Source organism: Acuticoccus sp., assembly GCF_965213555.1.
Taxonomy (GTDB): Bacteria; Pseudomonadota; Alphaproteobacteria; order Rhizobiales; family Amorphaceae; genus Acuticoccus.
Genome location: NZ_OZ243890.1, coordinates 1,093,275 through 1,119,777, shown reverse-complemented (window position 1 = coordinate 1,119,777; position 26,503 = coordinate 1,093,275). Strand labels below are relative to the sequence as shown.

Annotated in this window: 28 protein-coding genes; 13 read left to right on the top strand and 15 right to left on the bottom strand. The window is 70.7% G+C overall.

The genetic code is table 11. The features are described from left to right. Nucleotides 1–37: 37 nt before the first annotated feature. Both cysQ and ACOOE8_RS05475 read right to left on the bottom strand, forming a co-directional pair. On the bottom strand, nucleotides 38–1,156 hold the full coding sequence (cysQ, locus tag ACOOE8_RS05480) for a 3'(2'),5'-bisphosphate nucleotidase CysQ (protein WP_420393838.1): 1,119 nt from the start codon (nucleotides 1,154–1,156) through the stop codon (nucleotides 38–40). 49 nt (nucleotides 1,157–1,205) lie between these two features. Next, on the bottom strand, nucleotides 1,206–1,979 hold the full coding sequence (locus tag ACOOE8_RS05475; protein WP_420393837.1) for a sulfite exporter TauE/SafE family protein: 774 nt from the start codon (nucleotides 1,977–1,979) through the stop codon (nucleotides 1,206–1,208). Nucleotides 1,980–2,112: 133 nt separating this feature from the next. Between ACOOE8_RS05475 and ACOOE8_RS05470 the strand changes: the two genes are divergently transcribed. Further along, on the top strand, nucleotides 2,113–2,586 hold the full coding sequence (locus ACOOE8_RS05470) for a GNAT family N-acetyltransferase (RefSeq protein ID WP_420393836.1): 474 nt from the start codon (nucleotides 2,113–2,115) through the stop codon (nucleotides 2,584–2,586). Between the two features lie 32 nt (nucleotides 2,587–2,618). Here ACOOE8_RS05470 and ACOOE8_RS05465 read toward each other — a convergent pair whose 3' ends face one another. From ACOOE8_RS05465 to ACOOE8_RS05450, 4 genes are all read right to left on the bottom strand, one after another. Next, nucleotides 2,619–3,944: an amidase gene (locus ACOOE8_RS05465; protein WP_420393835.1), complete on the bottom strand. Its 1,326-nt coding sequence runs from the start codon at nucleotides 3,942–3,944 to the stop codon at nucleotides 2,619–2,621. A gap of 2 nt (nucleotides 3,945–3,946) precedes the next feature. After that, complete coding sequence (locus ACOOE8_RS05460; RefSeq protein ID WP_420393834.1) at nucleotides 3,947–5,362, bottom strand: TRAP transporter large permease; 1,416 nt, start codon at nucleotides 5,360–5,362, stop codon at nucleotides 3,947–3,949. Beyond that, on the bottom strand, nucleotides 5,359–5,997 hold the full coding sequence (locus ACOOE8_RS05455) for a TRAP transporter small permease subunit (protein WP_420393833.1): 639 nt from the start codon (nucleotides 5,995–5,997) through the stop codon (nucleotides 5,359–5,361). Before ACOOE8_RS05455 ends, ACOOE8_RS05460 begins: the two co-directional genes overlap by 4 nt. Nucleotides 5,998–6,074: 77 nt before the next feature. Next, nucleotides 6,075–7,193: a TRAP transporter substrate-binding protein gene (locus ACOOE8_RS05450; protein WP_420393832.1), complete on the bottom strand. Its 1,119-nt coding sequence runs from the start codon at nucleotides 7,191–7,193 to the stop codon at nucleotides 6,075–6,077. A gap of 272 nt (nucleotides 7,194–7,465) precedes the next feature. Here ACOOE8_RS05450 and ACOOE8_RS05445 point away from each other — a divergent pair, with 272 nt between their 5' ends. Continuing rightward, nucleotides 7,466–8,707: a sensor histidine kinase gene (locus ACOOE8_RS05445; RefSeq protein ID WP_420393831.1), complete on the top strand. Its 1,242-nt coding sequence runs from the start codon at nucleotides 7,466–7,468 to the stop codon at nucleotides 8,705–8,707. 109 nt (nucleotides 8,708–8,816) lie between these two features. On the opposite strand, the gene ACOOE8_RS05440 is transcribed toward ACOOE8_RS05445, so the two are convergent. Then, nucleotides 8,817–9,578, bottom strand: coding sequence for an SDR family oxidoreductase (locus ACOOE8_RS05440; protein ID WP_420393830.1), 762 nt, complete (start codon nucleotides 9,576–9,578; stop codon nucleotides 8,817–8,819). Nucleotides 9,579–9,699: 121 nt separating this feature from the next. Here ACOOE8_RS05440 and ada point away from each other — a divergent pair, with 121 nt between their 5' ends. Beyond that, nucleotides 9,700–10,791, top strand: coding sequence for a bifunctional DNA-binding transcriptional regulator/O6-methylguanine-DNA methyltransferase Ada (ada, locus tag ACOOE8_RS05435; protein WP_420393829.1), 1,092 nt, complete (start codon nucleotides 9,700–9,702; stop codon nucleotides 10,789–10,791). Further along, entirely contained in the window at nucleotides 10,784–11,476 is a 693-nt protein-coding gene (locus tag ACOOE8_RS05430) for a 2OG-Fe(II) oxygenase (RefSeq protein WP_420393828.1), read from the top strand. Before ada ends, ACOOE8_RS05430 begins: the two co-directional genes overlap by 8 nt. 20 nt (nucleotides 11,477–11,496) lie before the next feature. Here the strand turns inward: ACOOE8_RS05430 and ACOOE8_RS05425 are convergent, their stop codons facing one another. From ACOOE8_RS05425 to ilvA, 5 genes are all read right to left on the bottom strand, one after another. Continuing rightward, a complete protein-coding gene (locus ACOOE8_RS05425; protein ID WP_420393827.1) occupies nucleotides 11,497–11,823 on the bottom strand; it encodes a DUF1244 domain-containing protein in 327 nt (108 codons plus the stop codon). A gap of 91 nt (nucleotides 11,824–11,914) precedes the next feature. Beyond that, on the bottom strand, nucleotides 11,915–13,132 hold the full coding sequence (locus tag ACOOE8_RS05420) for a glycerophosphodiester phosphodiesterase family protein (protein WP_420393826.1): 1,218 nt from the start codon (nucleotides 13,130–13,132) through the stop codon (nucleotides 11,915–11,917). Nucleotides 13,133–13,213: 81 nt separating this feature from the next. Next, complete coding sequence (locus ACOOE8_RS05415; RefSeq protein ID WP_420393825.1) at nucleotides 13,214–13,960, bottom strand: pyridoxine 5'-phosphate synthase; 747 nt, start codon at nucleotides 13,958–13,960, stop codon at nucleotides 13,214–13,216. A gap of 12 nt (nucleotides 13,961–13,972) precedes the next feature. After that, nucleotides 13,973–14,974 (bottom strand): 4-hydroxythreonine-4-phosphate dehydrogenase PdxA, encoded by a 1,002-nt coding sequence (pdxA, locus tag ACOOE8_RS05410; protein WP_420393824.1) that lies wholly within the window; start codon nucleotides 14,972–14,974, stop codon nucleotides 13,973–13,975. After that, nucleotides 14,974–16,257: a threonine ammonia-lyase IlvA gene (gene ilvA, locus ACOOE8_RS05405; protein WP_420393823.1), complete on the bottom strand. Its 1,284-nt coding sequence runs from the start codon at nucleotides 16,255–16,257 to the stop codon at nucleotides 14,974–14,976. Before ilvA ends, pdxA begins: the two co-directional genes overlap by 1 nt. Before the next feature lie 266 nt (nucleotides 16,258–16,523). Between ilvA and ACOOE8_RS05400 the strand changes: the two genes are divergently transcribed. From ACOOE8_RS05400 to ACOOE8_RS05380, 5 genes are all read left to right on the top strand, one after another. Beyond that, a complete protein-coding gene (locus tag ACOOE8_RS05400; RefSeq protein ID WP_420393822.1) occupies nucleotides 16,524–17,375 on the top strand; it encodes a manganese catalase family protein in 852 nt (283 codons plus the stop codon). Continuing rightward, on the top strand, nucleotides 17,372–17,788 hold the full coding sequence (locus ACOOE8_RS05395) for an HIRAN domain-containing protein (protein WP_420393821.1): 417 nt from the start codon (nucleotides 17,372–17,374) through the stop codon (nucleotides 17,786–17,788). Before ACOOE8_RS05400 ends, ACOOE8_RS05395 begins: the two co-directional genes overlap by 4 nt. A gap of 193 nt (nucleotides 17,789–17,981) precedes the next feature. Next, complete coding sequence (locus ACOOE8_RS05390) at nucleotides 17,982–18,431, top strand: YaiI/YqxD family protein (protein WP_420393820.1); 450 nt, start codon at nucleotides 17,982–17,984, stop codon at nucleotides 18,429–18,431. 68 nt (nucleotides 18,432–18,499) lie between these two features. Next, on the top strand, nucleotides 18,500–19,831 hold the full coding sequence (locus tag ACOOE8_RS05385; protein WP_420393819.1) for an NAD(P)H-dependent oxidoreductase: 1,332 nt from the start codon (nucleotides 18,500–18,502) through the stop codon (nucleotides 19,829–19,831). Next, nucleotides 19,828–20,211 (top strand): hypothetical protein, encoded by a 384-nt coding sequence (locus tag ACOOE8_RS05380; protein ID WP_420393818.1) that lies wholly within the window; start codon nucleotides 19,828–19,830, stop codon nucleotides 20,209–20,211. Before ACOOE8_RS05385 ends, ACOOE8_RS05380 begins: the two co-directional genes overlap by 4 nt. Nucleotides 20,212–20,235: 24 nt before the next feature. Here ACOOE8_RS05380 and ACOOE8_RS05375 read toward each other — a convergent pair whose 3' ends face one another. Further along, nucleotides 20,236–21,018 carry an SDR family oxidoreductase gene (locus ACOOE8_RS05375; protein ID WP_420393817.1) on the bottom strand — a complete coding sequence of 261 codons (783 nt, stop codon included), beginning with the start codon at nucleotides 21,016–21,018 and terminating at the stop codon, nucleotides 20,236–20,238. A 558-nt stretch (nucleotides 21,019–21,576) separates the two neighbouring features. Between ACOOE8_RS05375 and ACOOE8_RS05370 the strand changes: the two genes are divergently transcribed. From ACOOE8_RS05370 to ACOOE8_RS05355, 4 genes are all read left to right on the top strand, one after another. Further along, nucleotides 21,577–21,786 carry a cold-shock protein gene (locus ACOOE8_RS05370; RefSeq protein ID WP_420393816.1) on the top strand — a complete coding sequence of 70 codons (210 nt, stop codon included), beginning with the start codon at nucleotides 21,577–21,579 and terminating at the stop codon, nucleotides 21,784–21,786. Between the two features lie 295 nt (nucleotides 21,787–22,081). Then, nucleotides 22,082–23,149: a hypothetical protein gene (locus ACOOE8_RS05365; RefSeq protein ID WP_420393815.1), complete on the top strand. Its 1,068-nt coding sequence runs from the start codon at nucleotides 22,082–22,084 to the stop codon at nucleotides 23,147–23,149. Continuing rightward, on the top strand, nucleotides 23,146–24,450 hold the full coding sequence (locus ACOOE8_RS05360; protein ID WP_420393814.1) for a hypothetical protein: 1,305 nt from the start codon (nucleotides 23,146–23,148) through the stop codon (nucleotides 24,448–24,450). The genes ACOOE8_RS05365 and ACOOE8_RS05360 overlap by 4 nt, the downstream gene beginning before the upstream one ends. Further along, nucleotides 24,447–24,902: a hypothetical protein gene (locus ACOOE8_RS05355; RefSeq protein WP_420393813.1), complete on the top strand. Its 456-nt coding sequence runs from the start codon at nucleotides 24,447–24,449 to the stop codon at nucleotides 24,900–24,902. Before ACOOE8_RS05360 ends, ACOOE8_RS05355 begins: the two co-directional genes overlap by 4 nt. 173 nt (nucleotides 24,903–25,075) lie before the next feature. Here the strand turns inward: ACOOE8_RS05355 and rocF are convergent, their stop codons facing one another. Then, nucleotides 25,076–25,990: an arginase gene (gene rocF / locus ACOOE8_RS05350; RefSeq protein ID WP_420393812.1), complete on the bottom strand. Its 915-nt coding sequence runs from the start codon at nucleotides 25,988–25,990 to the stop codon at nucleotides 25,076–25,078. Between the two features lie 4 nt (nucleotides 25,991–25,994). Further along, entirely contained in the window at nucleotides 25,995–26,495 is a 501-nt protein-coding gene (locus ACOOE8_RS05345; RefSeq protein ID WP_420393811.1) for a ferritin-like domain-containing protein, read from the bottom strand. Nucleotides 26,496–26,503 lie beyond the last annotated feature (8 nt).

Genomic DNA, 26,503 nt, shown 5'->3' with positions numbered 1-26,503 from the left:
GACGTTCCTCGTCCGTAGGGTAAGGGGCCGGGGGGCCTCAGGAGGCCTTGGCGAGCGCGAAGGGGTCGAACGCGCCGGCGGCCACGAAGTGCGGGTTGGCGTATGCCCCTGATGGGTGATCCACCTTCCCATAAGTTAAACGCGCACCATCCATCGTGCGAACCTCACCGCCGGCGGCGGCGAGCACCGCGTGGCCGGCCGCCGTGTCCCACTCCATCGTCCGGCCCATGCGGGGGTAAAGGTCGGCGGTGCCGTCCGCCACGCGGCAGAACTTCAGCGAGGAGCCGAACGAGAGGAAGTCGTGGACATCGAAGCGCTCGACGAACGTTCGCGTCTCCTCCGTGAGGTGGGACTTCGACGCCACGACCCTCAGCGGACCTTGCGGCGTACGGACCTCGATCCGACGCTCGCCGACGATCGCGCCGCCCTCCACCCGCGCGTGATGCGCGCCGTTGCCCTCGGTCCAGTACAGCTCGCCAAGCGCCGGACACAGCACCACCCCGCCGGAGGGCCGTCCCCCGACGATCCGGGCGATGTTGACGGTGAACTCACCGCTGCCGGAGACGAACTCCTTGGTGCCGTCGAGGGGATCGATCAGCCAGAACTCGTCCGCGGGGTCGATGCCGCCGTCGCCGCCGGTGGCGAAGGCCTCCTCCGCCACGATGCGCGTGACGCCGAGCTTGCGGAGGCCGTCGAGGATGATTGCTTCCGCCGCCTCGTCCGCAGCCGTCACCGGCGAGCCGTCCGCCTTCGCGCGCGCCTCCTGACCGCGGGGGTCGTAGTGCCGCAGGATCGCCTCGCCGGCGGTGAGCGCCACGGCGACGACGTCGCGCGCGGACGGCCCGCCGTCGCCGAACGGGCTGGCTTGGCGCGCCGCGCGGCTGCCGGACGCCGTGTCCCTTGGAGCAGACGTCCGATGCGTAGCGTTCGCGGGGACTGCTCCGGGCGCAGTCCCCGCAACCCGCGGGGTGGATGGTTCGGGTTCACGACGGCCGCCGACCAACGGGCGGACCCAGAAGTCGTAGGCGAGCATCGCCACGGTCACCCCGATGACGATGAGGAGGTCGGTCTCGGGCACGAACGAGCCGATGATGCCGACGAACGCCACGAAGCCGGCCAGGCCGACCACCGACAGGACCCAATCGAGCGCGCTCACACCGTTCCCCCCTGACCTCGAAGGGTCTTAGCGTCCGCGTTCGCCCGCGTCATCCCATGAGGCCGCGCCGCACGAGGTTGAGGCCAGCGAGGACGAGGACCGCCGCGGTCAGCTGGCGGAAGCGGGCTTGATCGAGCCGGTCCGACAGCATGAACCCGAGCGCGATGCCGAGGAGGGCCGGTGCCACGAGGAGGGCGGACAACGGCGCCGTCGCCGCGTTGAGCACGCCCGAGCCGAGGTGCCCGAGGGCGAGGAAGACGGCGCCGAACAGGTAGACGATGCCCTGGACGCGCATCTGCTCGGCCTTCTGCGTGCCGAGGGAGGTGAGGTAGATGACGGTCGGCGCGCCCCACATCCCGGAGATGCCGCCGACGAAGCCTGCGAGGCCGCCGAGGCCGAGCTGTGCGACGCGCCGCCGGCGCGCGGGCACGACCAGCCGAACGCCCGTGAGCTGCAGTGCCGCGAAGAGGACCACCGGCACGCCGATCATGAGGTAGAGCGTGCGTGCCGGGATCACGTTGACGAGCGGCGCGGCCGCGAGGATGGCGATGACGACGATGACGATGTAGCCGACATGGGCACGCGCCGCGGCGAGGGCGGAGGCGAAGCCCTCGCGCAGGGACTGCGCGACGTTCGACACGAGCGTCGGCAGGATGAGGGCGGCGAGGGCCACCTCCAGCGGCAGGATGGCCCCGAGGCCGGACATCATCACGGTGGGCATGGCGAACCCCACGGCGCCCTTCACGAACCCGCCGGCCACGGCGATGGCGACGACGGCGGTCCACAGCAGGGGGTCGAGCGATGGCACGCACCAGTGTGGCATGCCGCGCTCGGGTTCGCATCGCGGAGCAAGCGCGGCGTCCGAGATCGACGGTAAGCGTCACCGCTTGATGGGGGCCGGAGCAGGTGGTGAACTTCGGGCGTTCGGACGGCTCAAGCGACGCCGGAGGGGCCATATGAGGATCATCGTCGACGACCTGTCGGGGCCGCAGATCGCCGGGTTGCTCATGGCGCACGCGCAGCTCATGGAGGCGATCACGCCGCGCGAGCGGTTCTGCCACTACCTTCCGCTCGACGGGCTGCGCCGACCGGACGTTACGGTGTGGAGCGCGTGGGACGACGACACCCTCGTCGGTTGCGGCGCGCTGAGGGCGCTCGGCGACGGCCACGGTGAGATCAAATCGATGCACACGCTGAAGGCGCGTCGCGGTGGCGGCGTCGGGACCGCGATCCTCGCCACGATCCTCGCCGAGGCGCGCGGGCGCGGGTACCGGCGGGTCAGCCTCGAGACCGGCGACTGGGACGAGTTCCGTGCCGTCCGCGCGTTCTACGAGCGCCACGGGTTCGTGCGCGGCGAAGCGTTCGGCGACTACGTCGGCACCCCGGCGAGCGCGTACTACACCATGGAGCTGGCGCCCGAGGCGGCGTGAAGAGGCACCGAGCGTCCGGCCCGATCAGCGCCTCAACGTCCGCCGAGGCGCCTCTCGAGCCACGCCGCGGTGCGCACCAGGCGCGCGTCCTCGCGCGGGCGTCCGACCACCTGCAAGCCGAGGGGCAGGCCCGTCGACCCGGTCCCCATGGGCAGGGTGATTGCAGGCGTTCCGAGCATCGTCCACAGGGCGTTGAACGCCGCCGATCCCGTGGTCTCGCGCCCCGGCGCCTCGCCGGGGGCAGCGGCGGTGAGGATCGCGTCGTAGCGGTCGAACACGCGCTCGATGCCGGCGATCAGCGCGGTGCGCCAGTCCACCGCCGCGAGGTAGTCGACCGCGCTCGTCGCGCGTCCCTCCTCGACCCCCTCGCGCATCGCGGCCCCCACTGCCCCGCCGTCGACGTAGCGCGCGAGGTTGCGCGCGAAGCCCACCGTCATCAGCCGGCGGTGGGACGGCGGGGCGTTGAGGAACACCTCCGGCAGGTCGACGTCGTCCGCACCGTCCTCCAGCGCCTCGCGCACCTCCGCGAGGAGGCCGCCCATGTCCTCCGACGCGTGCTCCCACGTCGGACCCCTCACGACGGCGAAGCGCGGCGTGACCGGCGGCTGCGCGCGCGCCGCTGCGGGTAGGTCCGGCACCGGCTCCACGCGGGTGCGCGGGTCGCGCGGGTCGTGGCCCATGAGCGCGCCGGCGAGGAGCGCCGCGTCCGCCAAGGTCGCGGCGAACACTCCGGCGGTGTCGAGGTGCTCGGAGTGCGCGAGCACGCCCGTCATGGAGATCGCCCCGTGGCTCGGCTTGTAGCCGACGACGCCGCAGAACGAGGCGGGACGGATGACCGAGCCGCCCGTCTGCGTGCCGATGGCGAGGGGCACCATGCCATCGGCGACCGCCACGGCGGAGCCCGACGAGGAACCGCCCGGGGTGCGGTCCGCGTTGTGCGGGTTCATCGTCGCCGCGGGGGTCTGGAAGGCGAGCTCGGTCGTCGCCGTCTTGCCGATGACGACGGCACCCGCCGCACGCAGCCTGGCGACGAGCGTCGCATCCTCGCGCGGCCGCCGCCCCACGTCCTGCGCCGTGCCGTTCTCCGTGGGGTAGTCGCGCGTGTCGATGACGTCCTTGACCCCAACGGGCAGCCCGTGAAGCGCGCCGAGCGGTCGCCCCGCCTTGCGGTGGCGGTCGAGCGCGTCGGCCATGGCGCGCGCGTGGTCGGGGTCGACGTGGGCGAACGCCCTCATCGTCGGCTCGCGCTCGGCGATGCGCGCGAGGCAGGCGTCGACGACCTCGCGCGCCGAGATCGCTCCAGCGGCGAGGCGCTCGGCGAGCACAGCAGCGGTGACGGGGGCCGGTGCGTCCGCCATCGTCAGCCGTAGACCAGGTTCGGGAGCCAGTAGACGATCTGGGGGAAGACGTAGACGATTGCCATGGTGATGAACACCATCGCGAGGAACGGCATGCAGCCGGCGAAGATTTCAGCCAGCCGCACCTGTGGGGGCGCGACCCCCTTCAAGTAATACGCGCTCATCGCCATCGGTGGAGTGAGGAACGACGTTTGAAGGTTGAGGGCGACGAGGATGCCGAAGAACAGCGGGTCGATGTCGAACACCGCGAGCAGCGGCAGGAAGATCGGAACGAAGATGATGATGATCTCCGACCACTCGAGCGGCCAGCCGAGCAGGAAGATGATGATCTGCGCGAGGATCAGGAAGGTCAGCGGCGACAGGTCGAGGGAGGTGACGAACTCGGCGACGAGGTGCTCGCCACCGAGGTAGGAGAAGATCGAGGCGAACGACCAAGAGCCGACGAACAGCCAGCACACCATCGCCGAGGTGCGCACGGTGAGGTAGACGCTCTCGCGCAGCCGCTCCCAGGTGAGCGCGCGGTAGATGAGCGCAAGGACGATCCCTCCGAGGGCGCCCACCGCCGCAGCCTCCGAGGGCGTCGCGAGGCCGAAGAGGATGGCGCCGAGCACCGAGAAGATGAGGATCGCGAGCGGCAGGAAGGATGTCACCATCATGACGACGACCCGCGCCACACCGATGCCCTCCACCTCCTCCTCGCGCAGCTTGGGCGCCACCGAGGGCTGCACCACCGCGCGGCCGATGACGTAGAGCACGTACATGCCGGCGAGCAGGAGCCCAGGCAGCAGCGCGCCGGCGTAAAGCCGCACGATGGAGACGTTGGAGGTCGCCGCGTAGACGATCAGCATGATCGACGGCGGGATCAGGATGCCGAGCGTGCCGCCGGCGCAGATGACGCCGGACGCGAAGCTCGTGTTGTAGCGCGCGTTCAGCATCGCCGGGAAGGCGAGGAGGCCCATGAGGGTGACGACGGCGCCGACGATGCCGGTGGCCGTGGCGAACAGCGCGCAGGTGATGAGGGCGGCCACCGCCATGGAGCCCGGGATGCGGCGCGCCGCGATCTGCAGGGTGGAGAACAGCCGGTCGACGATGTTCGCGCGCTCGACGATGTAGCCCATGAACAGGAACAGCGGCACGGCGGTGAGGACGTCGTTCGACATCACGCCGTAGGTCTGGTTCACCAGGAGATCGAAGACGCGATTGTTGAGGAAGCCCTGGAACCACTCGCCGACGGTCTCGAACAGCCCAGCGCCCTCGGCGAGCCCATCGTAGGTGCGCCACTGACGGTCGGCATCGAAGTAGGCGTAGTACCCGAAGCCCACCGCCATCGCGACCAGGGTGAAGGCGATGGGGAAGCCAAGCATGATGATGACGATGAACGAGCCGAGCATGAACACGGCGACCTGAGGATCGGTCAACGGCGTCGCTCCTCGGTGTGGTCGGCACGCGGGGCGACGACGTCCACCGCCTCCGATCCGTGGGCGAGTACCTCGCGGTCGTGCTGGTGGATCAGCTGCTTCTCGAGCTCCTCGACGTCGCCTTCGCGCACCGGCCACGCCCCGTCGCGAAGGCACAGGACGCAGCGGAAGACCTGCGCGATGCCCTGGATCAGGAGGAGGACGCCGGCGGCGACGATGATCGTCTTGAACTGGAAGATCGGCACGCCGGCCGGGCTCATGACGCTCACCTCCTGGTAGGAGATGGAGCGTGCGGCGTACTTCCAACCGGCGAAGATCAGCGCGAGCACGCCGGGGAAGAAGAAGATGAAGTAGAGCACCAGCTCCACGCCCGCCTGCACACGGGGGCGCCACAGCCGGTAGAACACGTCCGCGCGCACGTGCCCGTCGCGCGATAGCGTGTAGGCGCCTGCCATCATGAAGAGCGCGCCGTACATCATGTAGGAGATGTCGAACGCCCAGGACGTCGGCGCGCGGAAGACGTAGCGGACGACGACCTCGTAGGTCACCCCGAAGGTCATCAGGATGATGCACCAGGCGAACGCTCGGCCCACCCAGGCGGACACCTTATCGGCAAAGCGGACGTAGGCTTCCATCGGGCGTCCCAGGCGGGTATCGGACGAAAACGCCGGCCCGAGGGCCGGCGCGCTGCTGAGGGCGAGGCCAGCTGGCCTCAGAAGCCGAGCTTGCCCGGGAAGTAGTGCTCGTAGGCGAGCTTGTAGTCCGCCTGGTTGAGCAGGTTGTAGTAGCCGCAACGCTCCGACCACTCCTTCTGGGACTGGACGACCCGGTCGAAGTACTCGTCTTGCGTCAGGTCCTCGAGGACAGTGTCCCAGCTCGCGAGCTGCCGCTCCATGACGGACGTCGGCGTGCGGTAGACGTTGACCCCATCCTCGTCGCGCAGCCGCGCGAGGTCCGCGGAGTACCGATCCATCGCGAGGCCGTAGTTCGACGTGTTCACCGCCTCCGCGGCGTACTCCAGGATCGCCTTGAAGTCGTCCGGCATGTCGTCGAACATCGACTTGTTGAAGATGATCTCGAAGAACTCGGCCGCCTGATGGTAGGAGCCCATCATGTAGTGCTTCGAGACGTCCTGCGCGCCGAAGTCCCGGTCCGAACTCGGGTTGTTGAACTCGAACGCGTCGATGACGCCGCGCTCCAGCGCCGGGACGATCTCGCCCCCGGGAAGCTGCGCCACCGACAGGCCGACGCCCTGCATGACGTCGGAGGCGAGGCCGACGGTGCGGTACTTCAGGCCCTGCATCTGGTCGATGGAGGTGATTTCTTGGTTGAACCAGCCGAGTGGCTGGGTCGGCATCGGGAAGGCGAAGAAGCCGACGATGTCGAGGCCAAGGATGTCCTCGACGAGCTCGCGGTAGAGCTCCTTGCCGCCGCCGTTGTGGATCCAGGCGAGCATCTGCGCGGCGTCGGTGCCGAACACCGGGCCGGTGCCAAACAGCGAGGCGGCCTTGTTCTTGCCGTACCAGTACGCCGTCACGTGGTGGCCGGCGTCGAGCACGCCGTCCGCCACCGCGTCCTGCAGCTGGAACGCCTGGACGACCGCGCCGGCGGGCAAGAGGTCGATGGTGAGGCGGCCACCTGACATCGCGGACACACGGTCGGCGTACTGCTGGGCGAACTCCTGCCAGATGTTCGCCGCGGGCCACGCGGTCTGCATCTTGATGGTCATCGTCGATTGCGCCCGGACCACGCTCGGTGCGGCGAGCGCGGATGCACCGGCGACGGCCGCGCCGCCTCCCGTCAGGAACCTGCGGCGAGTCGTTTGCGTCATCTGGCGTATCCTCCCTGGCGGCTCTGCGGCCCGCTACCGGCGTCCATCGCACGGCAAAGAAGTCGAGTGCAAGGGTCGCCGATGTTAAAGCGACCCTTCAGAACGTGCAAGATGTTGCATCATCCGGCGGGTTCGGCGACTTGGCCAAGCCTCCGCCCAACCTTGCCCGAGCGCGGTGTCGACAGCGGCTCGTCGGGTCGACGCGCTTGCGATTCGACGGCGGATTGGGCACATCAACCTCGGCCCCCAGCGCGAGCGTCACGAAGGTGCTGATGAGATCTGTCGAGGATCGCGCTGCTGCCCCGAGCGTCCCCCTCGCGGCCGACGACGCGGTCGGGACGCCGTTCGCGCGCGAGTACGACGAGCTCACCAAGCTGGCTGCGGGCGTGTGCGACGCGCCCATGGCGCTCGTCAGCCTGATCGATGCCGATCGTCAGTGGTGCAAGTCGGGGTACGGGCTGAGCCGGCGGAAGACCGCGCTCGACGAGTGGGTTTGCGCCCACGCCATCGCGAGCGCCGCCATCGGCGAGGCCGCAGGGCTCGAGGGCGCGGCGGAGGGCGCCGGGCTCGGCGTCGCCAGCGTCATCGCGTCGGATGCGCCGTCGTCCGCCGCCGCCGCGGTCGACCTCGTGGAGATCCCCGACACGCGGCTCGACCCGCGCTCGCGCGACAACCCGCTCGTCACCGGCGAGCCTGGCATCATGTTCTACGCCGGCGCGGTGCTGCGCTCGCCCGACGGGGTCGCCTTCGGGACGCTGTGCGTGCTGGACACCAAGCCCCGCACCCTGACGGTGCTCCAGCGAGACTTGCTGGCGATCCTGGCGCGCCAGGCGGTCAAGGAGCTGGAGCTACGTGTCGCCATGCGCCGCCAGGAGATCCTCCATCGCGAGGTGGATCACCGGGTGAAGAACTCGCTGCAGGCGGTCGCCTCGTTCGTGCGCCTGCAGGCCACGCGGGCAGAGGCGGAGCCGACCCGCGAGGCGCTCGAGGCGGTCGGCCGGCGCGTGTCGTCCGTCGCGCTCCTCCATCAGGAGCTCTACTCGGTGGGGGTCGAGCACGAGATCCCCCTCGACCGCTACATGGCGAAGGTCGGAGCGCTGTTTGCCGCCTCCGCGCCGGAGGGCGTCCACGTGGTGGTGGCGTTCGACCCCGTGGCGGTGACGTCCGAGCAGGCGACGGCCCTTGCCGCCATCGCCAACGAGTTCGTCACCAACGCCTTCAAGCACGCCTTCCCCGACGGCCGCGCCGGTGAGGTCACGCTTCACGGCGTCATGGATCCCGACGGTTCGGTCAGGGTCACCATGGCGGACGACGGCGTCGGCTTCGCGCACCTTGCCCCACCCGAGCGGCGGGGCATCGGGCTGCGCATCGTCGAGGCGTCGGCCGTGCAGATGGGCGCGACGCTCGAGATGCGCGGCGACGGCCCGGGCACGCAGCTTACCCTCACCTTCCAGGCGCGTCGTCCAGCAGTTCCGACGCCGCTCGGCCTGCCCAGCGCGCGTGCGGCCCGCTAGAGCGGTTTGGGGTTAGGTGGAACCACCTAACCCCAAGTAGACCGCTCTTACATAAGGAGCTAGAGGCATCTTATCTGGTTATCTGGGGTCTGAGGAGACCCGGGATGCTCTAGACGCAGCGGCCGCCGTCCACCTCGAGGTTGACGCCGGTGATGAGCGAGGCCTCGTCCGAGGCGAGGTAGACGGCGGCGGCGGCAATGTCGGCCGGCGTCGACATGCGGCCGAGCGGGATCGTCGCGATGAACCGCGCGCGGTTCTCCGGCGTGTCCGGCACGCCCATGAAGGTCTCGAGGAGCGCGGTCTCGCCGATCACCGGGGCGATGCCGCATACCCGGATCTTGTCGGACGCGAGCTCCACCGCGAGCGTCTTCGTGGCAAGGTTCACCGCCCCCTTCGAGGCGTTGTACCAGGACAGCCCGGGGCGCGGGCGCACGCCCGCCGTCGAGCCGACGTTGATCATCACGCCTCGCCCGATGGCGCGCCAATGCGGGACGAACGTGCGCACCGCGTGGAACACCGACTTGACGTTGACCGCGAACACCTTGTCGAACGCCGCCTCGTCGATCTCCATGACGGGTCGGTTGGCGTGCGACCAGCCGGCGTTATTGACGACGATGTCCACCTCGCCGAACGCCTCGATGGCCTGACGGCCGGCCTCGTCCATGCTGGCCGCATCGGACACGTCCGCAGTGAGCGCGATCGCCGCCTCGCCGATGCCGGACGCGACCTCGCGTGCTCCGGCCTCGTTGAGGTCGAGGACCGCGACGCGCGCCCCCTCTGCGGCAAAACGCTGGGCGATGCCGCGGCCGAAGCCCGAGGCGGCTCCGGTCACGATGGCCGTCTTTCCTGCGAGGCGTTGGCTGTCGGGCATAAGTCCTCCTGTTTTTCCAATCAGGCTAGCAGTTGTGCCGCAGCGTCCGCCAGTTTGAAGGCAAGGAGCGGAACGCCGCCGCGCTGCTCATCGGCCATGGGGGGCGGGCAACGGAGGGACGATGATGTCGACGATGAGCCGAGCCGCGCCTTCGGTGACGGTGCACGCAACCGCGACGAGCGCGGACCCGCGGTGGGACGCCGTGCTCGCGCGCGACGGCGACGCGGACGGCGCGTTCGTCTTCGCCGTGACGACCACCGGGATCTACTGCCGTCCGAGCTGCCCCGCGCGCCGTCCGAGGCCGCAGAACGTGCGCTACTTCGCCCTCGCGCGGGAGGCGGAGGCCGCGGGCTACCGCGCATGCCTGAGGTGCCGGCCCACCGAGCCCTCGGCCGCACAGCGCCACGCGCTCGCGGTGGAGGCGGCCTGCCGTATGCTCCAAAAGGGGGACATGACGCTCGCCGAACTCGCCGCGGCCGCCGGCATGAGCGCGCACCACTTCCACCGCCTCTTCAGGGCGCATACCGGGCTGACGCCGAAGGCCTACGCCCAGGCGGTGCGCACCCGTCGCAGCGTCGCGGCGCTCGGCGAGGGCGGCACGGTGGCGGACGCGGCGTTCGCAGCCGGCTATGGCAGCCTGTCGCGGTTCTACGCCGAGGCCGCCGCGCGGCTCGGGATGAGCCCGTCCGTGGTCGCCACGGGAGGGATCGGCGAGCTCATCCTCACGGCGCAGCGCCGCGCGCCCCTCGGCGTCGTCACCGCCGCGTTCTCCGCGCGTGGGGTCTGCGCCGTGGTGCTGTCGGAGGGTGCGCAGGAGGGTGTCGGCGAGGTCCTCGCCCGCCTGCCCCTCGCCACGGTCCTCGACGGAGGGCCGGCGATGGCGGCCGCGCTCGACGCGGTCGTCGGCGCGGTCGAGGAGCCGCGCCGCGCCGAGGAGCTGCCGCTCGACATCCGCGGCACGGCGTTCGAGGAGCGCGTGTGGGGCGAGCTGAGGCGGATCCCTGCCGGCACGACGCGCAGCTACCGGGAGGTCGCCGAGGCGATCGGGGCGCCCACCGCCCACCGTGCGGTGGCGCGAGCATGCGGCGCGAACCGCATCGCCGTCCTCGTCCCGTGTCACCGGGTGGTGCGCGCCGACGGCGGGCTCGGCGGCTACCGATGGGGACTTGAGCGAAAACGCGCGCTCCTCGCGAGGGAGGCGGAGGGTGGATGACCGCGTGGACGCCCTCGATTGGGAGCGCATCGCCGCCGAGGTGGAGGCGCACGGGGTAGGTCGCACGGGCGCGCTGCTCACGCGGGAGGAGTGCGCGGCGCTCGCCACGAGCTACGACGGCGAGGGGTTCCGCAGCCGCATCGTCATGGCGCGCCACGGCTTCGGCTCGGGCGAGTACAAGTACTTCGCCGATCCGCTTCCCGCGGTCGTCGCGGGGTTGAGGCAGGCGGTCTATCCCCACGCAGCGCGCATCGCGAACGGCTGGGCCGAGCGGCTGGGCGCCGAGCCCTACCCGGACGCCATGGTCGGGATGCGCGAGCGCTGCCGCGCCGCGGGGCAGGACAAGCCGACGCCGCTCCTCCTCAAGTACGGCCCGGGCGACTACAACTGCCTGCACCAGGACCTTTACGGCGCCGTCGCGTTCCCGCTGCAGCTCGTGGTCCTGCTCACGGATCCCAGCGAGTTCGAGGGCGGCGAGCTCGTCCTGACGGAGCAGCGCCCGCGTATGCAGTCCCGCGCCGAGGTGGTGACGCTCGCCCGCGGCGAGGGCGCGCTGTTCGCGACCTCAGAGCGGCCCCGCCGCGGCACGAAGGGTGAGTATCGCGTGAGGATGCGCCACGGCGTGAGCCGCCTGCGCGCCGGGCACCGCATGACGCTCGGCGTGATCTTCCACGACGCCGCCTGACAGGGCCGCACGCCGGCGGATCAGGCCTTGCTGACGACGTGGGTGTCGGCGAAGCCGCGCTGCTGTCCCTCGCTGGCCTCGGCCTGATGCTGCGCCTTCCAGGTCTCGTAGGGCATGCCGTAGACCCGCTCGCGCGCCTCCTCCTTGTCGACGGCGAGGCCGCGCGCGTCCGCCTCCTCGGCGTACCAGCGCGACAGGCAGTTCCGGCAGAACCCTGCGAGGTTCATCAGGTCGATGTTCTGCACGTCCGTGCGCTCGCCAAGGTGCGCGACGAGGCGGCGGAAGGCGGCCGCCTCGAGCTCGGTGCGCTGCGCGTCGGTAAGGCGGTCGATCGTTCCAAGGGACATGAGAGGCTCTCCGTGGCTATTGGGCATACCTAGGGAGCACGCCGTGCCATGGGAAAGGGGACGCCGGCTCGGCGGCGCCCCCATCGACTGCTCAGAGGCCGTAGCAGTTGGCGTAGTACGTCACCGTCGCCGGCCAGTCGGAGAACACGCCGACGACGCCGACGTCCTGGGCGAGGACGTGCAGGACGTTCAGGGAGTCCGCGTCCGTGTCGATGGCGTCGGCGACGGACTGGAAGTACCAGCCACCACCGCCCTTCAGCGGACCGGAGCGCTCCAGCGTCCAGGTGATGATGTTGAGCCCGGCCGCCCTCGCCTTCTCGGCGTAGGTGGACGGCACCATCTCACCCGCCTCGTCCAACGTGAGGAGCACCCACAGCGGCGGAGCGATGTAGTTGACGCCCATCTCCTTCAGCTCGGCCATCGAGTGCTCCCAGGTCGATGGGTCCATGGGGTCCCATCCCTCGATGTCGTAGCTGTCGTCGAGGTAGACCGCCTGGGCGCCGAACTCTGGCTCGTTCTCGATCCAGTAGATGACGTCGTCGAGCTCGAAGGACTGGGCGTAGACCTCCGAAGGGTCGACGCCGGCCGCCTTGTACTCGTCGATGAGCTTCTGCGCGTAGTCCTCCTGGCTGAAGCCATCGAAGGGCATCTCGACGGCGGGCGCCTTCAGCTCGGGGGTGAACTGCGCGCCGAGGCCGCTGAACAGCTCGATGGACTCGGCGTGGGTCATCGTCTCCGCGCCGTCGACGTAGAGGTCGGTGCGGAAGTCCGCGGTGCCGCCGAGGTACTCCTCAGCGGTGGTCGCCATGTCGTTCGACGCATCCATCTTGGGCTCGAGCGTCTCGAACTCGGCGAGCGTGATGTCCGACGTGCGGCACTCGGCGGACGCCTCGGCGTCACCGGACGCGGGGCTGAACGGTGCGGTGCACTTCTCGGCCAGCTCGGTGGTGACGATGTTCGTCGTGGTGTGGAGGTCGTCCTGCGCGTGGCGGCAGACGAGCTCCTTGTCCGCGGTGAACGTGACGTCGCACTCGAGGATGCCGGCGCCCTGCCGCGCGGCGGCGACGTTCGACTCCACCGTGTGCTCGGGGAACTGCAGCGGCGCGCCGCGGTGGCCGATGGAGAAGGTCGTGCGGGTGGGCGTCTGCCCCTTGCACGACAGGAGCTTGTCGCGCAGCTCGCCCTCGCCGAGCTTCTCGATCAGGTAGAACGGCCGCTCGCCGTAGCTGATCGGCGTTCCGCGGTCGATCTGCGCCGCAGCGAGGGTGGGCATTGCGGCCAGCGCAACGCCAAGCAAATGGCGGTTCATCGGGCTCCTCGTCGGATCGTCGTGACAGGGACGCCCGTCATGGGGCGCCGGTGTGACGGTCCGCCGACGGTCCCGTGAACCTTACGTGACGGCGCGTGCCGAGGCAGGCGACCGCGCGACGGCGATGACCTGCCGGATCCGGGCGACCGCGGGACCCAGGCCCGTCATGATCGCCTCGCCGACGAGGAAGTGACCGATGTTGAGCTCGACGACGTTGGCGATGGCCGCCACCGGGCCAGCGGTGTCGAAGTCGAGCCCGTGCCCGGCATGGCACTCGAGCCCTGCCGCCTCCGCCGCGCGCGCCGCCTCGACGAGGCGGGCGAGTTCGGCCTCCCGTTCGGACGCCGGCGCGTCGCAGTAGCGCCCGGTGTGGAGCTCGACCACCGCCGCACCGACGGCGCGCGCGGCCTCCACCTGCGCCGGCTCGGGGTCGATGAAGAGCGACACGCGGATGCCGGCACCTGCGAGCCGAGCCACCGCGTCGGAGAGCCCAGCGGTACGCGCGACGTCGAGCCCTCCCTCGGTGGTGACCTCGGCGCGGCGCTCGGGGACGAGGCAGGCGGCGTGCGGGCGGACCTTGCACGCGAACGCCACCATCTCGTCCGTCACCGCCATCTCGAAGTTGAGCGGCAGGGGGACCTCGGCCTTGAGGCGTCGCACGTCCTCGTCGCGGATGTGCCGCCGGTCCTCGCGCAGGTGCGCGGTGATGCCGTCCGCACCGGCGTCCGCCGCGACGAGCGCGCCGCGCACCGGGTCGGGGTGAACGCCGCCGCGCGCGTTCCGCACCGTCGCGATGTGGTCGATGTTGACGCCGAGTCGGGGGATCATCGGCGGGCTCCTTCAGGCGGAAAGGGCTGGGGCGAGCGCGGCGGCGCGACGGTTGGCGGCGAGCCGGTCCGCCATGCGGATCGCGGCGATCAGGCTGTCAGGCCGGGCGAGCCCGCGGCCGGCGAGGCCGAGCGCCGTGCCGTGGTCGGGCGAGGTGCGCACGAAGGGCAGGCCGAGCGTGACGTTGACGCCCTCGTCGAACGCCAGCGTCTTCAGCGGGATCAACGCCTGGTCGTGATACATGCACAGGGCGACGTCGTAGGCGCGCCGCGCCTCTGGGTGGAACATCGTGTCCGCGCTGAACGGCCCGGCGACGTCGAGCCCCTCGGCCGCGAGCCGGGCGAGGGCAGGGGCGATGACCTCCACCTCCTCGCGGCCCATCGTGCCGGCCTCGCCCGCGTGGGGGTTCAGCCCAGCGACGGCCATGCGTGGGCGGTGGACCGCGAACAGGGTGCGCATGTCGGACGCGACGATGCGGGCGGTCTCCTCGATGAGGGCCCGGGTGAGGAGCCTCGGCACGTCGGCGAGGGCCACGTGGATGGTGACCGGGACGACGCGCAGCTCGGGGGCGGCGAGGAGCATCACGGTGCGCGGCACGCCAGCGAGCTCGGCGAGGTACTCGGTGTGGCCGGGATGCGCGAAGCCCGCGGCCGTCAGGGTCGCCTTGTGGATCGGGTTGGTGACGATGCCGGCCGCCTCGCCGGTGGCTGCGAGCCGCACCGCCGTGCGGATCGACGCGAGCACGGCGGCGGCGTTGGCCGGGTCCGTCGCGCCCGGACGCGCGCGCACCCGCTGCCCCAGGGGCAGCACGGGGAGCGCCTCGCCGAACACGCCAGCCGCCTCCTCGACCCCCGCGACGGTCACCACCGCCGCACCGCCGTCCGCCAGCGCGGCGACCCGCTCGGGATCGTCGATGAGGACGAACGCGGGGCCGGTGGCGCGGAGGGCGTGCCAGGCTCCCAGCGCGACCTCACCGCCGATGCCGGCCGGCTCGCCCATGGTGAGCGCCAGCATCAGACGAGGACGCCCGCGACCACCTCGTCGTCGGTGATGTCGCGCCAGACGAAGCCCGCCGCGTCCATGCGCGCCGTCAGGAGGTCGAAGTTCGCCCGCGCCGACGTCTCGACGCCGAGCAGGATGGAGCCGAAGTTGCGCGCCGACTTCTTGAGGTACTCGAAGCGGGCGATGTCGTCGTCCGGACCCAGGAGGTCGAGGAACTCGCGCAGGGCCCCCGGACGCTGCGGCAGGCGCAGGATGAAGTACTTCTTGGTGCCGGCCGCGCGCATCGCCCGCTCCTTCACCTCGGGCAGCCGCTCGAAGTCGAAGTTGCCCCCCGAGGTGACGCACACCACGGTGCGCCCGGCGAGCCGCTCGGGCGGCAGCGAGCGCAGGGCATCGATCTGAAGGGCGCCGGCGGGCTCCAGCACGATGCCCTCGATGTTGAGCATCTCGAGGATGGTCTCGCACAGGCGGTCCTCGGGAACGAGGACGACCTGGGCCGGGTGCCGTCCGGCGAGGGCGGCGAAGGTGTGCTCGCCCATGCACGCCACCGCAGCGCCGTCGACGAAGGTGTCGACGGCGTCGAGCGTCAGGCGCCGGCCGGCGACGAGGCTCCGCTGGAAGGAGGGCGCCCCGGCCGGCTCGACGAAGACGACCTCGGTGGTCGGCGCGATCGCCTCGAACACCTGGACGACGCCGGCGGCGAGCCCGCCGCCGCCCACCGGCAGCACCAGGACGTCAGGCGGATGGCTCATCTCGTCGAGGATCTCGAGGCCGACGCTCGCCTGCCCCTCGATGATGTCGGGGTGGTCGAAGGGCGGCACGAAGGTAGCGCCCTCCGCCTCGGCGAACGCCTGCGCGGCGACGTTCGCTTGATCGAAGGTGTCGCCGACGAGGCGGACGGCGATGTGCGCTCCGCCGAACGCCTCGGTCTTGTGGATCTTCTGCTTGGGCGTCGTCGTCGGCATGAAGACGGTGCCCGACACGCCGTGGTGGGCGACGACGGTGGCGAACCCCTGGGCGTGGTTGCCTGCCGAGGCGCAGACGAAGCGCTGCGCGCCCGGCCGCTCCGCGAGGGCGCGGTGGAAGAAGTTCGCCGCCCCGCGCAGCTTGTAGGAGCGCACCGGCGTCAGGTCCTCGCGCTTCAGCCACACCTCGGCACCGTGCCGCTCCGACAGGTACGCGTTGCGCATGAGGGGGGTCGGCGCGAGGAGCGGCCGGATGTCCCGCGCGGCCACCCTCGCGCGGGCCACGAAGTCGGATGGGGCCGCATCGGTGGGGGCAAGGGCGGTACGCATGGGGGGCTGTGTAGCGCACGTGCGCCGCCGCCGACAACGCGGCCCTCATGCGCATGATCGAGCGTTGCGCCAACGCGCACGGCGGCAACGACGGGATCGTCGGCGCTGCGGCATATGCGTCGTTGCGCCGGGACTTTGGTTGGATCCCTGCAACGAACACCGCGCCGGTGCTCTTCCCCACCGCTTGGCGGCCGGCCCGGACGCGGCAGCACCCTTATGCCGTGTTCCGGCCGTCTGCGGGGCGTTCAACGCGAAGGAGGACCGCCGTGTTCTACGTGGACTACAAGCTACAGTATCCGGTCAACGTCGAGACGCCGAACCCTGTGTTCGCCCGCGCGCTGCAGCAGGCGATCGGCGGCATCGAGGGCGAGGTCCGTGTCGCGATGCAGTACATGTTCCAGGGCATGGGACTGCGCGCGGCCCCGAAGTACAAGGAGATGCTGCTCAACACCGCCGCCGAGGAGCTCGGCCACATCGAGATGCTGGCAACCGCGGTCGCCAAGAACCTCGAGGGCGCTCCGCTCAAGGTGCAGGAGGCGATGTCGGCCGACCCGGTCGCAGGCTCGGTGCTCAACGGCATGAACTTCCGGCAGATCCTGTCCACCGGGCTCGCCGCGCTGCCGGTCGACGCGGACGGCGTGCCGTTCAGCATGAGCCACGTCTACGCGAGCGGCAACATCGCCGGCGACATGTACGCCAACGTCACGGCGGAGGCGACGGGCCGCACGCTCGCGACGCGGCTCTACAACATGACGAGCGATCCCGGCATGAAGGACATGCTCGCCTACCTCATCGCTCGCGACACGATGCACCAGAACCAGTGGCTCGCGGTGCTCGCGGACCTTGAGACCACGGAGCCGCAGCTCCCGGTGCCGAACAGCTTCCCGCAGGAGGAGGAGAACCAGGACTACAACTACGTGTACCTTGGCTTCACCGCCGACGGCGCCGAGCCGCCACGCGGGCGCTGGTCGGAGGGCCAGTCCATCGACGGCCGCGGCACCTTCTCCCAACGGCCCATGGAGCCCCAGGGCCCGGTCCCCGCCATGGGGCCGCCGGCGCCTGAGACCTACCCGCAGGAGGCGCAGCTGAACACGCCGGCCGGGGAGGGCACCCGGTGACGGACCGGCGCACCTTCCTCGCCGGTGCGGGCGCCGGCGTCCTCGGCCTCGCCGCTGCGGCGCCCGTCGCGCAAGCGGCGGCCGGTCGCGAGGCGCCGGGCTGGCTCGGGCTGACGACGACGCACGTCGCCGGCACGCACGGGAAGGGCGAGGCGCTGGCCCGCCTGTCCCCCGGCGATCCGCTGACGCTGATGCGCGAGCCTCGAAACGCCTACGATCCGCGGACGGTCGCGGTGGGGACGGCGGCGGGCGAGCGGCTCGGCACCGTCCCGCGGGCGGAGGCCAAGCCGCTCGCGAGCTTGATGGATGCCGGCGTCCCGGTGCGCGCCGAGGTCCGCGCCGTGCGCCGCGACGGTGTCCGCCCCGACGTGACCTTCGAGGTCGCCGTCGCGCTCGCTCCGCACGGAGCGTGACGGGACGCGCCGCCGCGGGGACCCGTGGCGGCGCGTCCGACCCTGCGAGGTTGCGTTGAGAGGGACGCAGCGCGTGTGCGAGGATGCCGTCCGCTGCGACGTTCAACTGATGCCGAGCCATGGATGTGACGAGGTGCCCTGAGCCCGTGCCGGCCCCCGATCCGGGTCGCCCCACGTCGAGGTTTCGGCGCAGGTGATCTACGTCGACGCCGACGCATGCCCGGTGAAGGCGGAGGTCGTGCGGGTGGCGGGGCGCTACGGAGTCGCCGTCGCGATGGTCTCGAACGGCGGCATCCGGCCGAGCCGCGAGCCGTTCGTCGAGACCGTGGTCGTCCCCGAGGGGGCGGACGCGGCGGACCGCTGGATCGCCGAGCGCATCGGCCCCGGCGACGTGTGCGTCACCGGCGACGTGCCCCTCGCGGCGCGCTGCATCGAGGCCGGCGCCGTCGCAGTGCGGCACAACGGCGACGCGTTCACCGCCCAGTCCATCGGCACGCAGCTCGCCATGCGCGACCTGATGGCCGACATCCGTGCCGCGAACCCGCTCGCCGCCGGGGGCGGAGCCAAACCGTTCGGTCCGCGCGACCGCTCGCGCTTCCTGCAGACGCTCGACCGGATGGTGCGTGCCGCCGCGCGCGATTGAGCGGCGGCGCGTGCCGTCCCCGCGGCCGGCATGCTAGCCTCCTTCCAAGCGACCGAGGGAGGGCACTCATGTTCCTTTATTCCAAGCTGATGGAGAGGCGGGGTGCGCCCGTGCGCGTCGCCCTCATCGGCGCCGGCAAGTTCGGCTCGATGTTCCTCAGTCAGGTGCCGTCGACGCCGAACCTTAAGGTCACCGTCATCGCCGACCTCAGGGTCGACGCCGCGCGCGCCGCCTGCCGCTCCGTCGGCTGGCCGGCAGACCGCGTCGCCGCGACGGACTTCATCGACGATGGGTCGGCTGCCATCGCCCGGGACGACGTCGACGTGGTGGTGGAGGCGACGGGCCACCCGCGCGCCGGCGTGCGCCACGCGCGAGAGGCGTTCCGCCACGGCAAGCACATCGTCATGGTGAACGTCGAGGCGGACGTCCTCGCCGGCGTCGCGCTCGCCCGGGAGGCTGCCTCCGCGGGCGTCGTCTACACCATGGCCTACGGCGACCAGCCCGCGCTCGTCGCCGAGTTGGTCGAGTGGGCACGCTGCTGTGGGTTCAACGTCACCGCCGCCGGCAAGGGCACCAAGTACGCGCCACACTACCACGGCTCGACGCCCGACACCGTGTGGACGCAGTTCGGCATCACGCCCGATGAGGCGCGGGCCGCCGGCATGAACCCCAAGATGTTCAACTCGTTCGTCGACGGCACCAAGTCCGGCATCGAGATGGCGGCCATCGCCAACGCGTGCGAGCTCGCGGTGCCGTCCGACGGGCTCGGCTTCTTCCCCTGCGGCGCCCACGACCTCGCGACGGTGCTGCGGCCGAGGGAGCTCGGCGGCCGGCTCGAGCGCGCCGGCGTCACCGAGGTGGTGTCCTGCCTCGAGCCCGACGGGCGCTGGGTGCATGGCCACATCCGCAACGGCGTCTACGTGGTGATGGAGGCGCCGAACGACTACGCGGCGGCCTGCTTCGCCCAGTACAGGCTCGATCCGGACCCCACCGGGCGCTACGCCGCCCTGTATCGTCCGTTCCACCTGATCGGCCTCGAGCTCAACATGTCGATCCTGCTCGCGGCGCTGGAGGGCAAGGCGACGGGCACGCCGCGGGTGTTCGCCGGCGACGCCGTGGCGTGCGCCAAGAAGGACCTCGCCGCGGGGGAGACGCTCGACGGGGAGGGCGGGTACTGCGTCTGGGGCAAGCTGATCCCCGCAGCGCGCTCGCTGGCGGAGGGGGCGCTGCCCATCGGCCTTGCCCAGGACGTGACGCTGCGCGGACCCGTCCGCGCCGGTGAGGTGGTGACGTGGGCGGACGTCGACTTCGCCGCGGACGACGAACTCGTCGCGTACCGCCGCGCCATGGAGGACGCCGAGCGGCCGAAGCTCGCCGAGCGTGGGGAGCTCGCGGCATGAGGCGGCGCGCGACGGGGGTCGCCCTTGCCGTGCTCGCCACGGTGTCCTTCGCTGGTCCGGCACCGGCGCAGGAGACCATGTCGGCCGAGGCGCTGGCGCAGTACATCACCGGCAACCGCTACACCGGCGTCAATCCCGAGACGGGCGCGCCGGTCGGCACCGTGACCTACGGGGCGGACGGCTCGTCGACCCTGACGCTCGCGGGGGGCGAACCGCAGGAGGGCAGCTGGCGGCTCGACGGCGATGCCTACTGCACGCGCTACGCAGCGTTCCGCGACAACACGGAGAACTGCTTCCGCCTCGAACCGGCCGAGGACGGACGCGCGCAGGCGTACTACACGGATGGCCGGCGAGCGCTTCTCCTCGTCCCTGCGCCCTGAGGGGCACGGCCCTGGGCGGTGGCGTCAGCCCATCGTGGCGTTGAACGCGCCGCCGTCCAAGAGGACGTTCTGGCCGACCATGAAGCCGACGTGCTCCGAGCACAGGAACGCCGCGACTTGGCCGAACTCCTCCGCGGTGCCGAAGCGGCCACGCGGGTTGCTCGCCTGCGCCCGGGTCCTCGCCTCGTCCACGGTGATGCCCTCGCCCTTGGCCGTCGCCTCCATCAGCCCCTTGATGCGGTCCGTGTCGTGCTGGCCGGGCAGGATGTTGTTCATGATGACGCCGTGGCTCGCCACCTGCCGCGCGGTGCCGGCGACGAAGCCGGTCAGGCCCGCACGCGCGGCGTTCGACAGCCCGAGCCTTCCGATGGGCGACTTCACCGAGCCCGAGGTGATGGAGACGACGCGGCCCCAGCCGCGCTCGATCATCCCCGGCAGCACGGCCGTGGCGAGCAGGATCGGCGTCAGCATGTTTGCGTCCACCGCCGCCTGCCACTCGGCGCGGCCCCAGTCCGACCACATCCCCGGAGGAGGGCCGCCGGCGTTGTTGATGAGGATGTCGGGCTGCGGCTCGGCCTCGAGCAGCGCGGCGCGACCCTCGTCGGTGGTAACGTCCACGGCGATGGCCTGGACGCGAACGTTGTGGCGATCGCGGATCTCGTCCGCGGTGCGCTCCAGGACGTCCTTCGTCCGCGCGTTCAAGGTGAGGTCGACGCCCGCGGCCGCAAGGGCCTCCGCGGTGCCGCGCCCCAGCCCCTTCGACGATGCGCACACGATGGCCCGCCGCCCCCTGATGCCTAGATCCATCCCGCTCCCCGCGCGCCATGTTTCCGGTCGGATGGCACGGCATGAGGCACCCTGACAAGGCAGCCGACGTTTCCCCGCGCGCGTGGGCAGGTTGCCGACCAGGCGGCGGCGGCCCGCAGACCGCGTGCGCCCGCAAAACACCGCCGTGTTGCTGGCGCTTCGTCCCCCGGAAAAGGCTTGGCAAGGGGTCGACGATGTGCATTCGTTGGATCGCGGTCGGTTAATCATCCACGGGTGAGCGTCGCCCGCGTGACGATCGTCTCGCCGCCAACCTCGTGTCGGGGGGCGGGCTGAGGGGAAGGTCGCCCGGATGGTGGGGTGCGACGCCTCCGGCGCCGCGTCGCTCGTGGCCTCGAGGAGGGGCCGATGTGACTCGGTATGGAAGATGAGCCGCGAGCGGTTCTCTGCCGGCGGTGATGGCAGAACGCAACCTCAGGCAGGATCGGTTCGTTGGTAGGCAGGGAGCGTGTGCCCTTGGCACGAGCCCCGTGCCGCCTCGGGTTCGACGTCCGGTGCGGGAACCGGGCGTTGAGGGCATTGGGAGACAGGAGGCCTTAGATGGCGACAGGCACAGTGAAGTGGTTCAACGGAGCCAAGGGGTACGGGTTCATACAGCCTGATGATGGTGGGGCGGACGTCTTCGTCCACATCTCGGCGGTCGAGCGGGCAGGGATGACCTCGCTGACGGAGGGTCAGCGGGTGTCCTTCGATCTCTACCAGGACCCCAAGCGGGGCCGCACGTCCGCCGAGCAGCTCAAGGTGATCTAGCGCGCTCGCATAAGCGTCTCGGACGCCGACCGCGCCGGCGGCGGCCCGTCCGACCGGTCGCCGAGCGAGGCGGCCGGTCCGTCCGTCGGACGGATTCCTTCACGACTCGACGGTACGCCTAGCGCCGACGCCTCAAGAGTGCGGTATTGGGGCGTTGCAACCCGGCGCCGCGTGTGGTTGCCAAGCATCGCGAGGCGGCACGGCTCGCCAGGGAACCAAGCTGCCAGCAGATGACCCCAGCTGCCGATGATCGCGGAGGATGGAGCCTGCCTGCGGGTGGAGCCCCCTCCGATCCATGACGAGTTCCCCCCGCGTCCTCGTCATCTACAACACCTCGAACTCCAACCGACCGATGGGCGACCCGTCGGTGTGGTACCGCTGCTGGGGCCTCTCCGAGCTCCTCGAGGAGGGCGGAGCGCGCCCCCACCTCCTGGGGCAGCAGCAGCTCGACGATGAGTTCGTCGCCGCGTTCGACTACGCGGCCTACGACCTCTACGTCTTCTTCCGTCCCGCGATGACGCCGGCGCTCGCGAACTTCCTCCTGGAATGCGACCGCCATCGACGGAACGTCGCTGCGTCCTACGACGACCTCACCTTCGTGGTCGCGAGTTGGATGATGTCGTCGACGTTGAAGTCAGGGCAGCAGCGCTTCCGCGCCGTCGAGGTCTATCGTGCTGCAGCCAACGCATTCGACTACTTCGACCGGTTCGTGGTCTCGTCGCCTCAGCTTGGCCAGCGCATCCGTTGCATCAAGCCGCACGCCTCCGTCGCGCTGGTCGAGAACGCGTTGCCGCGGAGCTACGCCGCGTACGCCGACATGGTCGGACGGTCCGAGCGCGTGCGCGACCGCGTCGGCTACTTCGGCGGTGGCAAGAGCCACGGCGCCGACCTTGCCCTGGTCGCAGAAAGCCTCAGGACCCTCTGTGCTGAGACCGGGGCGAGGCTGCTGTGCCCCGACTACCTGACCGACTTCCTTCCCGCCGGGCACGGCATCGCGGTGGAGCGCTTCGAGCGCGCGAACATGGTTGGGCTGGTGGCGCTCCACGGTCGCTGTCGCATCGCGATCGCGCCCCTCGTCGTCGACGATAACGCGGCCTGCAAGTCGTCCCTGAAGTTCGTCGAGGCCATCGCCGCGCACGTCCCCTTGGTTGCGACCCCGCTCAGCGCCTTCGAGCCGTACCGGTCGCTCGCGACGCTCGTCGAGGTGCAGCAGGACGCCGACTGGGCGGACGCGCTGCGGGAGGCCTGGGACCTTGCCGCGGATCGCGAGCTTGTTGCGAGGGAGCGCAGCCAAGCCCTCGCCATCCTCGACGGCGGCAGGGCGGCGGGCCGCGCCGCCGTCCTTGCGTGGATCGACCCATGACCGGCACGCTGTTCTTCGCGGACCCCTTCCCGATCCGCAACGACGTGCGCCACTTCGAGGCCGTGGCGGCGCAGCGCTGGGCGGCGATGGTGGAGAGCTTCGCCGAGGTCAGCCCCGGCGACTACCGGTTGTTCTGCAACCAAGCCACCTACCATCAGATCCTGGCGCAGCGTCCCGTGGTGACACCCTTCGTCCTTACGACGACGCCATCGGAGGAAGATCGGTTGAGGGCGTCCGCGCCGCCGTGGAACGAGGCGGGCATCGCCTTGTGGCTCGACATCCTCGCAGGCGGTGGAGGACGGCCGGAGGCACAGCTTTACGGCGAGATCCTCGCTCGGCTCCGGTCGCTCTACGACTTCACCACGCTGGTCATGTGGGGCGGCAACGGGACGGTCAGCGCGTTCTGTCGCGAGAACGCCATCCTTCCCGTCTACATGGAGCTCGCGCCGTTCCGTCCGCCGTTCCCAAGCGCATACTACCTCGACCCCCGCGGCGTGAACGGGGCTCACAGCGCCGCCGCGGTCGGCGTCGCTCAGATGCAGGACGGGGACCTTCTGCCGGTGGAGATCGTCATCGACGCGGTCAACCCGTCGCCGTTGCGCGAGCCGAGCTTGTACGACGGCAAGTGGGACGCGTTCGTGGTCCCCGGGGCCAGCCGACGCGGCACTGATCGGCGGGTCCTCGTCCCGCTGCAGATCCGCGACGACGCGAACATCCTCTTGAACTCACCGTTCAAGTCGATGGCGGAGTTCGTCAGACACTGCCTCGCCGAGCTTCCGAGTGAGGACACCGTCGTGTTCAAGCCCCATCCCGGCGCATTCCACCGCGGAGGGATCGTGCTGTCCGACCACGTCGCAGCCAGGCGCGAGGTCGACGCACGGCCCAACGCGTTCTGGGACGACGCCAAGGTGCCGCCCTCCGACTACCTTGCCTACCTGCGCAGCTTCGACGCCGTGGTCACCATCAACAGCAGCGTAGGTTTTGAGGCGAGCCTCGTCGGCGTGCCGTCGGTGGCGCTCGGCAACGCGCTCTACCGACCGAAGGACGCGATCTCGTCCATCGCAGAGCTTGAGGCGGCCCTGGCCAACGATCCCCGCGAGCTCATGGCAAGGCAGGGGACCATCGCCGCCTACCTGTTCAAGACGGTGTTCCTGAATGCGCTCGGCCTGCAGCGGGAGCCTGGGCCGTTCGAGGCGCGGCTCGACGTGATCCGCCGCATCGGCGATCCGGACGACTGCGTGAACTACCTCGACACGGTCGCTCGAGACATCCCCTATCAGACATGGCGCGTGCCTCGATGACGTCATTCGAGAAGTTCCCGATCCGGCTCGACCTCCTCCCGAGCGTTCCCGCGAACGCTGTGGTGAACGAGCTTCAGCGGACGATCCGGTTCGTCATCGACACGGAGTTCAACCTCGTGCGGGACCGAGTCCGAGGCCACGTCGAAGCGGTGGTCGTGGACGGCGGCAGGTGTCGCATCGTCGGCTGGGCGGCGGACGAGGCGTACAAGCTGCCGCCACCCTACGTTTTCGCCCTCGGCCGCAGGGGCGCCGTGCTCGGCGCCACGAACGTCTTCACCCCACGCCCCGACGTGGCCCAGGCCCTCGGTGCCAGCGTCGACGAGTTCGGCTTCCAGCTCGAGGTGCGCCTCGAGGGCGACCCGACGCACTCGACGCTATCGCTGTGGGCGCTTCTGCAGGGGCTCGACGTCGGCCACTTCACGACGATCGACCCGACGGAGCGACGCGGCTAGAGCATCCTAGGTCTTCTGAGAACCAGATGAGGTGTTCTAGCTCGTCGATTGCGAGCGGTCTTCTTCGGGTTGGGTGGTTCCGGCCAACCCCAAAACCACCCTTGCCAGCGGCCGGACCGCCGTTGCGCCCACGGTCCGCCCGCGCGGCTTGTGACGGTGGACGGACAGGAGCGCTACCAGGAGGGCGTTGGCCGGTCCATGATGGTGCGGCCGAACAGGCTGGCAGCAAGGTCGACCATGAGGTGCGCCGTGCGGCCCCGCTCGTCGAGGAAGGGGTTGAGCTCGACGAGGTCGAGGGAGGCGACGAGGCCGCTCTCGCTGAGGATCTCCATGGCGAGGTGCGCCTCGCGCACCGTGGCGCCGCCGGGCACGGTGGTGCCCACTGCCGGCGCGAGGTCGGGATCGAGGAAGTCGACGTCCAGCGAAACGTGGATCGGTGCGTCGTCGGCCTTGGCGCGTGTCACCGCACGACGCACGAGGTCGCCCATGCCGAACTCGTCGACGTCGCGCATGTCGTGCACGGTCACGCCGTGCGTCGCGAGGAGGCGACGCTCGTCCGGGTCGACGGAGCGGATGCCGATCATCGTGATGCGCGAGGCCTCGAGGGGGCGGATCGGCTCGCCGTAGATGAGGTCGGCGCCGGCGAGCCCGCAGGCGACCGCGACCGGAATGCCGTGCAGGTTGCCGCTCACCGTCGTCTCGAGCGTGTTGAAGTCGGGGTGCGCGTCGAGCCACACGACGTGTGCCGCGGGTCGCGCGTCCGACACGGCGGCGAGGGAGCCCGCTGCGACGGAGTGGTCGCCGCCTAGGAGGATGGGCACGCGCCCCGCCTCGAAGGCGGCGCCCATGGCGCGACGGATGGCGCGCACCCAGCCGGCGGTCTCGGAAAGCGAATGCGCGGGGGCATGCGGCGCGTCGTCGATCGCGATGGCATCTGGGGCCAGGTCGCGGTCCTCCGCCACCGTGTGACCGAGCTCGGCGAGCGCCTCGGCGAGCCCGGCGGTCCTGAGCGCCGCCGGGCCCATGAGGCACCCGCGGCGGTACGTGCCCGACTGGGTCGGAGCGCCGAGCACGGACACGGTCGCCATGGGCCTACGCGGCGAGCGTGTCGGCCTGCTGATTGAGGTGCTTCTCGGCGAGCTTGGACAGCGCCTTGTCCGCGGCGATGTCGCGATCGGCGTTGTCCTTCATCAGCTTGGCGGCGTCCTCGTGGCCGAGCTGCCTCGCCCAGGCGGCGAGCGTGCCGTAGCGCGTGATCTCGTAGTGCTTCATGGCTTGGGCGGCGGCGATCATCGCGGCGTCGCGCACGGCGCCGTCCTGCGCCTCCTCCATGAGGTCCTTGGACTCTTCGATGATGCCGTCCATCGCCTCGCAGCGCACGCCTCGCGCCGACTTGTCGATTAGCTCGAAGGCCTTCTCGATGTTCTCGATCTGCGCCTCGGTGTCGTCGGCCTGCTCGGTGAACAACGTCTTGAGGTCGTCGTTCTCGGCCCGTCGGGACATCCTGCGGACGGTCTTCATGCCCTGCTTCTCGGCGTACAGGACGTCGCGCAGGAAGTGGATGTAGAGGTCGGTCAGCGACTTCATCGCCATGGTTCCAT

What these genes read in the sequence shown, in the direction of transcription:
- ACOOE8_RS05475 (WP_420393837.1), bottom strand. Translation starts at nt 1,979, where the DNA reads ATGCCACACTGGTGCGTGCCATCGCTCGACCCCCTGCTGTGGACCGCC.
- ACOOE8_RS05470 (WP_420393836.1), top strand. Translation starts at nt 2,113, where the DNA reads ATGAGGATCATCGTCGACGACCTGTCGGGGCCGCAGATCGCCGGGTTG.
- ACOOE8_RS05465 (WP_420393835.1), bottom strand. Translation starts at nt 3,944, where the DNA reads ATGGCGGACGCACCGGCCCCCGTCACCGCTGCTGTGCTCGCCGAGCGC.
- ACOOE8_RS05455 (WP_420393833.1), bottom strand. Translation starts at nt 5,997, where the DNA reads ATGGAAGCCTACGTCCGCTTTGCCGATAAGGTGTCCGCCTGGGTGGGC.
- ACOOE8_RS05450 (WP_420393832.1), bottom strand. Translation starts at nt 7,193, where the DNA reads ATGACGCAAACGACTCGCCGCAGGTTCCTGACGGGAGGCGGCGCGGCC.
- ACOOE8_RS05445 (WP_420393831.1), top strand. Translation starts at nt 7,466, where the DNA reads ATGAGATCTGTCGAGGATCGCGCTGCTGCCCCGAGCGTCCCCCTCGCG.
- ACOOE8_RS05440 (WP_420393830.1), bottom strand. Translation starts at nt 9,578, where the DNA reads ATGCCCGACAGCCAACGCCTCGCAGGAAAGACGGCCATCGTGACCGGA.
- ada (WP_420393829.1), top strand. Translation starts at nt 9,700, where the DNA reads ATGATGTCGACGATGAGCCGAGCCGCGCCTTCGGTGACGGTGCACGCA.
- ACOOE8_RS05425 (WP_420393827.1), bottom strand. Translation starts at nt 11,823, where the DNA reads ATGTCCCTTGGAACGATCGACCGCCTTACCGACGCGCAGCGCACCGAG.
- ACOOE8_RS05420 (WP_420393826.1), bottom strand. Translation starts at nt 13,132, where the DNA reads ATGAACCGCCATTTGCTTGGCGTTGCGCTGGCCGCAATGCCCACCCTC.
- ACOOE8_RS05415 (WP_420393825.1), bottom strand. Translation starts at nt 13,960, where the DNA reads ATGATCCCCCGACTCGGCGTCAACATCGACCACATCGCGACGGTGCGG.
- pdxA (WP_420393824.1), bottom strand. Translation starts at nt 14,974, where the DNA reads ATGCTGGCGCTCACCATGGGCGAGCCGGCCGGCATCGGCGGTGAGGTC.
- ilvA (WP_420393823.1), bottom strand. Translation starts at nt 16,257, where the DNA reads ATGCGTACCGCCCTTGCCCCCACCGATGCGGCCCCATCCGACTTCGTG.
- ACOOE8_RS05385 (WP_420393819.1), top strand. Translation starts at nt 18,500, where the DNA reads ATGTTCCTTTATTCCAAGCTGATGGAGAGGCGGGGTGCGCCCGTGCGC.
- ACOOE8_RS05380 (WP_420393818.1), top strand. Translation starts at nt 19,828, where the DNA reads ATGAGGCGGCGCGCGACGGGGGTCGCCCTTGCCGTGCTCGCCACGGTG.
- ACOOE8_RS05375 (WP_420393817.1), bottom strand. Translation starts at nt 21,018, where the DNA reads ATGGATCTAGGCATCAGGGGGCGGCGGGCCATCGTGTGCGCATCGTCG.
- ACOOE8_RS05370 (WP_420393816.1), top strand. Translation starts at nt 21,577, where the DNA reads ATGGCGACAGGCACAGTGAAGTGGTTCAACGGAGCCAAGGGGTACGGG.
- ACOOE8_RS05365 (WP_420393815.1), top strand. Translation starts at nt 22,082, where the DNA reads ATGACGAGTTCCCCCCGCGTCCTCGTCATCTACAACACCTCGAACTCC.
- ACOOE8_RS05360 (WP_420393814.1), top strand. Translation starts at nt 23,146, where the DNA reads ATGACCGGCACGCTGTTCTTCGCGGACCCCTTCCCGATCCGCAACGAC.
- ACOOE8_RS05355 (WP_420393813.1), top strand. Translation starts at nt 24,447, where the DNA reads ATGACGTCATTCGAGAAGTTCCCGATCCGGCTCGACCTCCTCCCGAGC.
- rocF (WP_420393812.1), bottom strand. Translation starts at nt 25,990, where the DNA reads ATGGCGACCGTGTCCGTGCTCGGCGCTCCGACCCAGTCGGGCACGTAC.
- ACOOE8_RS05345 (WP_420393811.1), bottom strand. Translation starts at nt 26,495, where the DNA reads ATGGCGATGAAGTCGCTGACCGACCTCTACATCCACTTCCTGCGCGAC.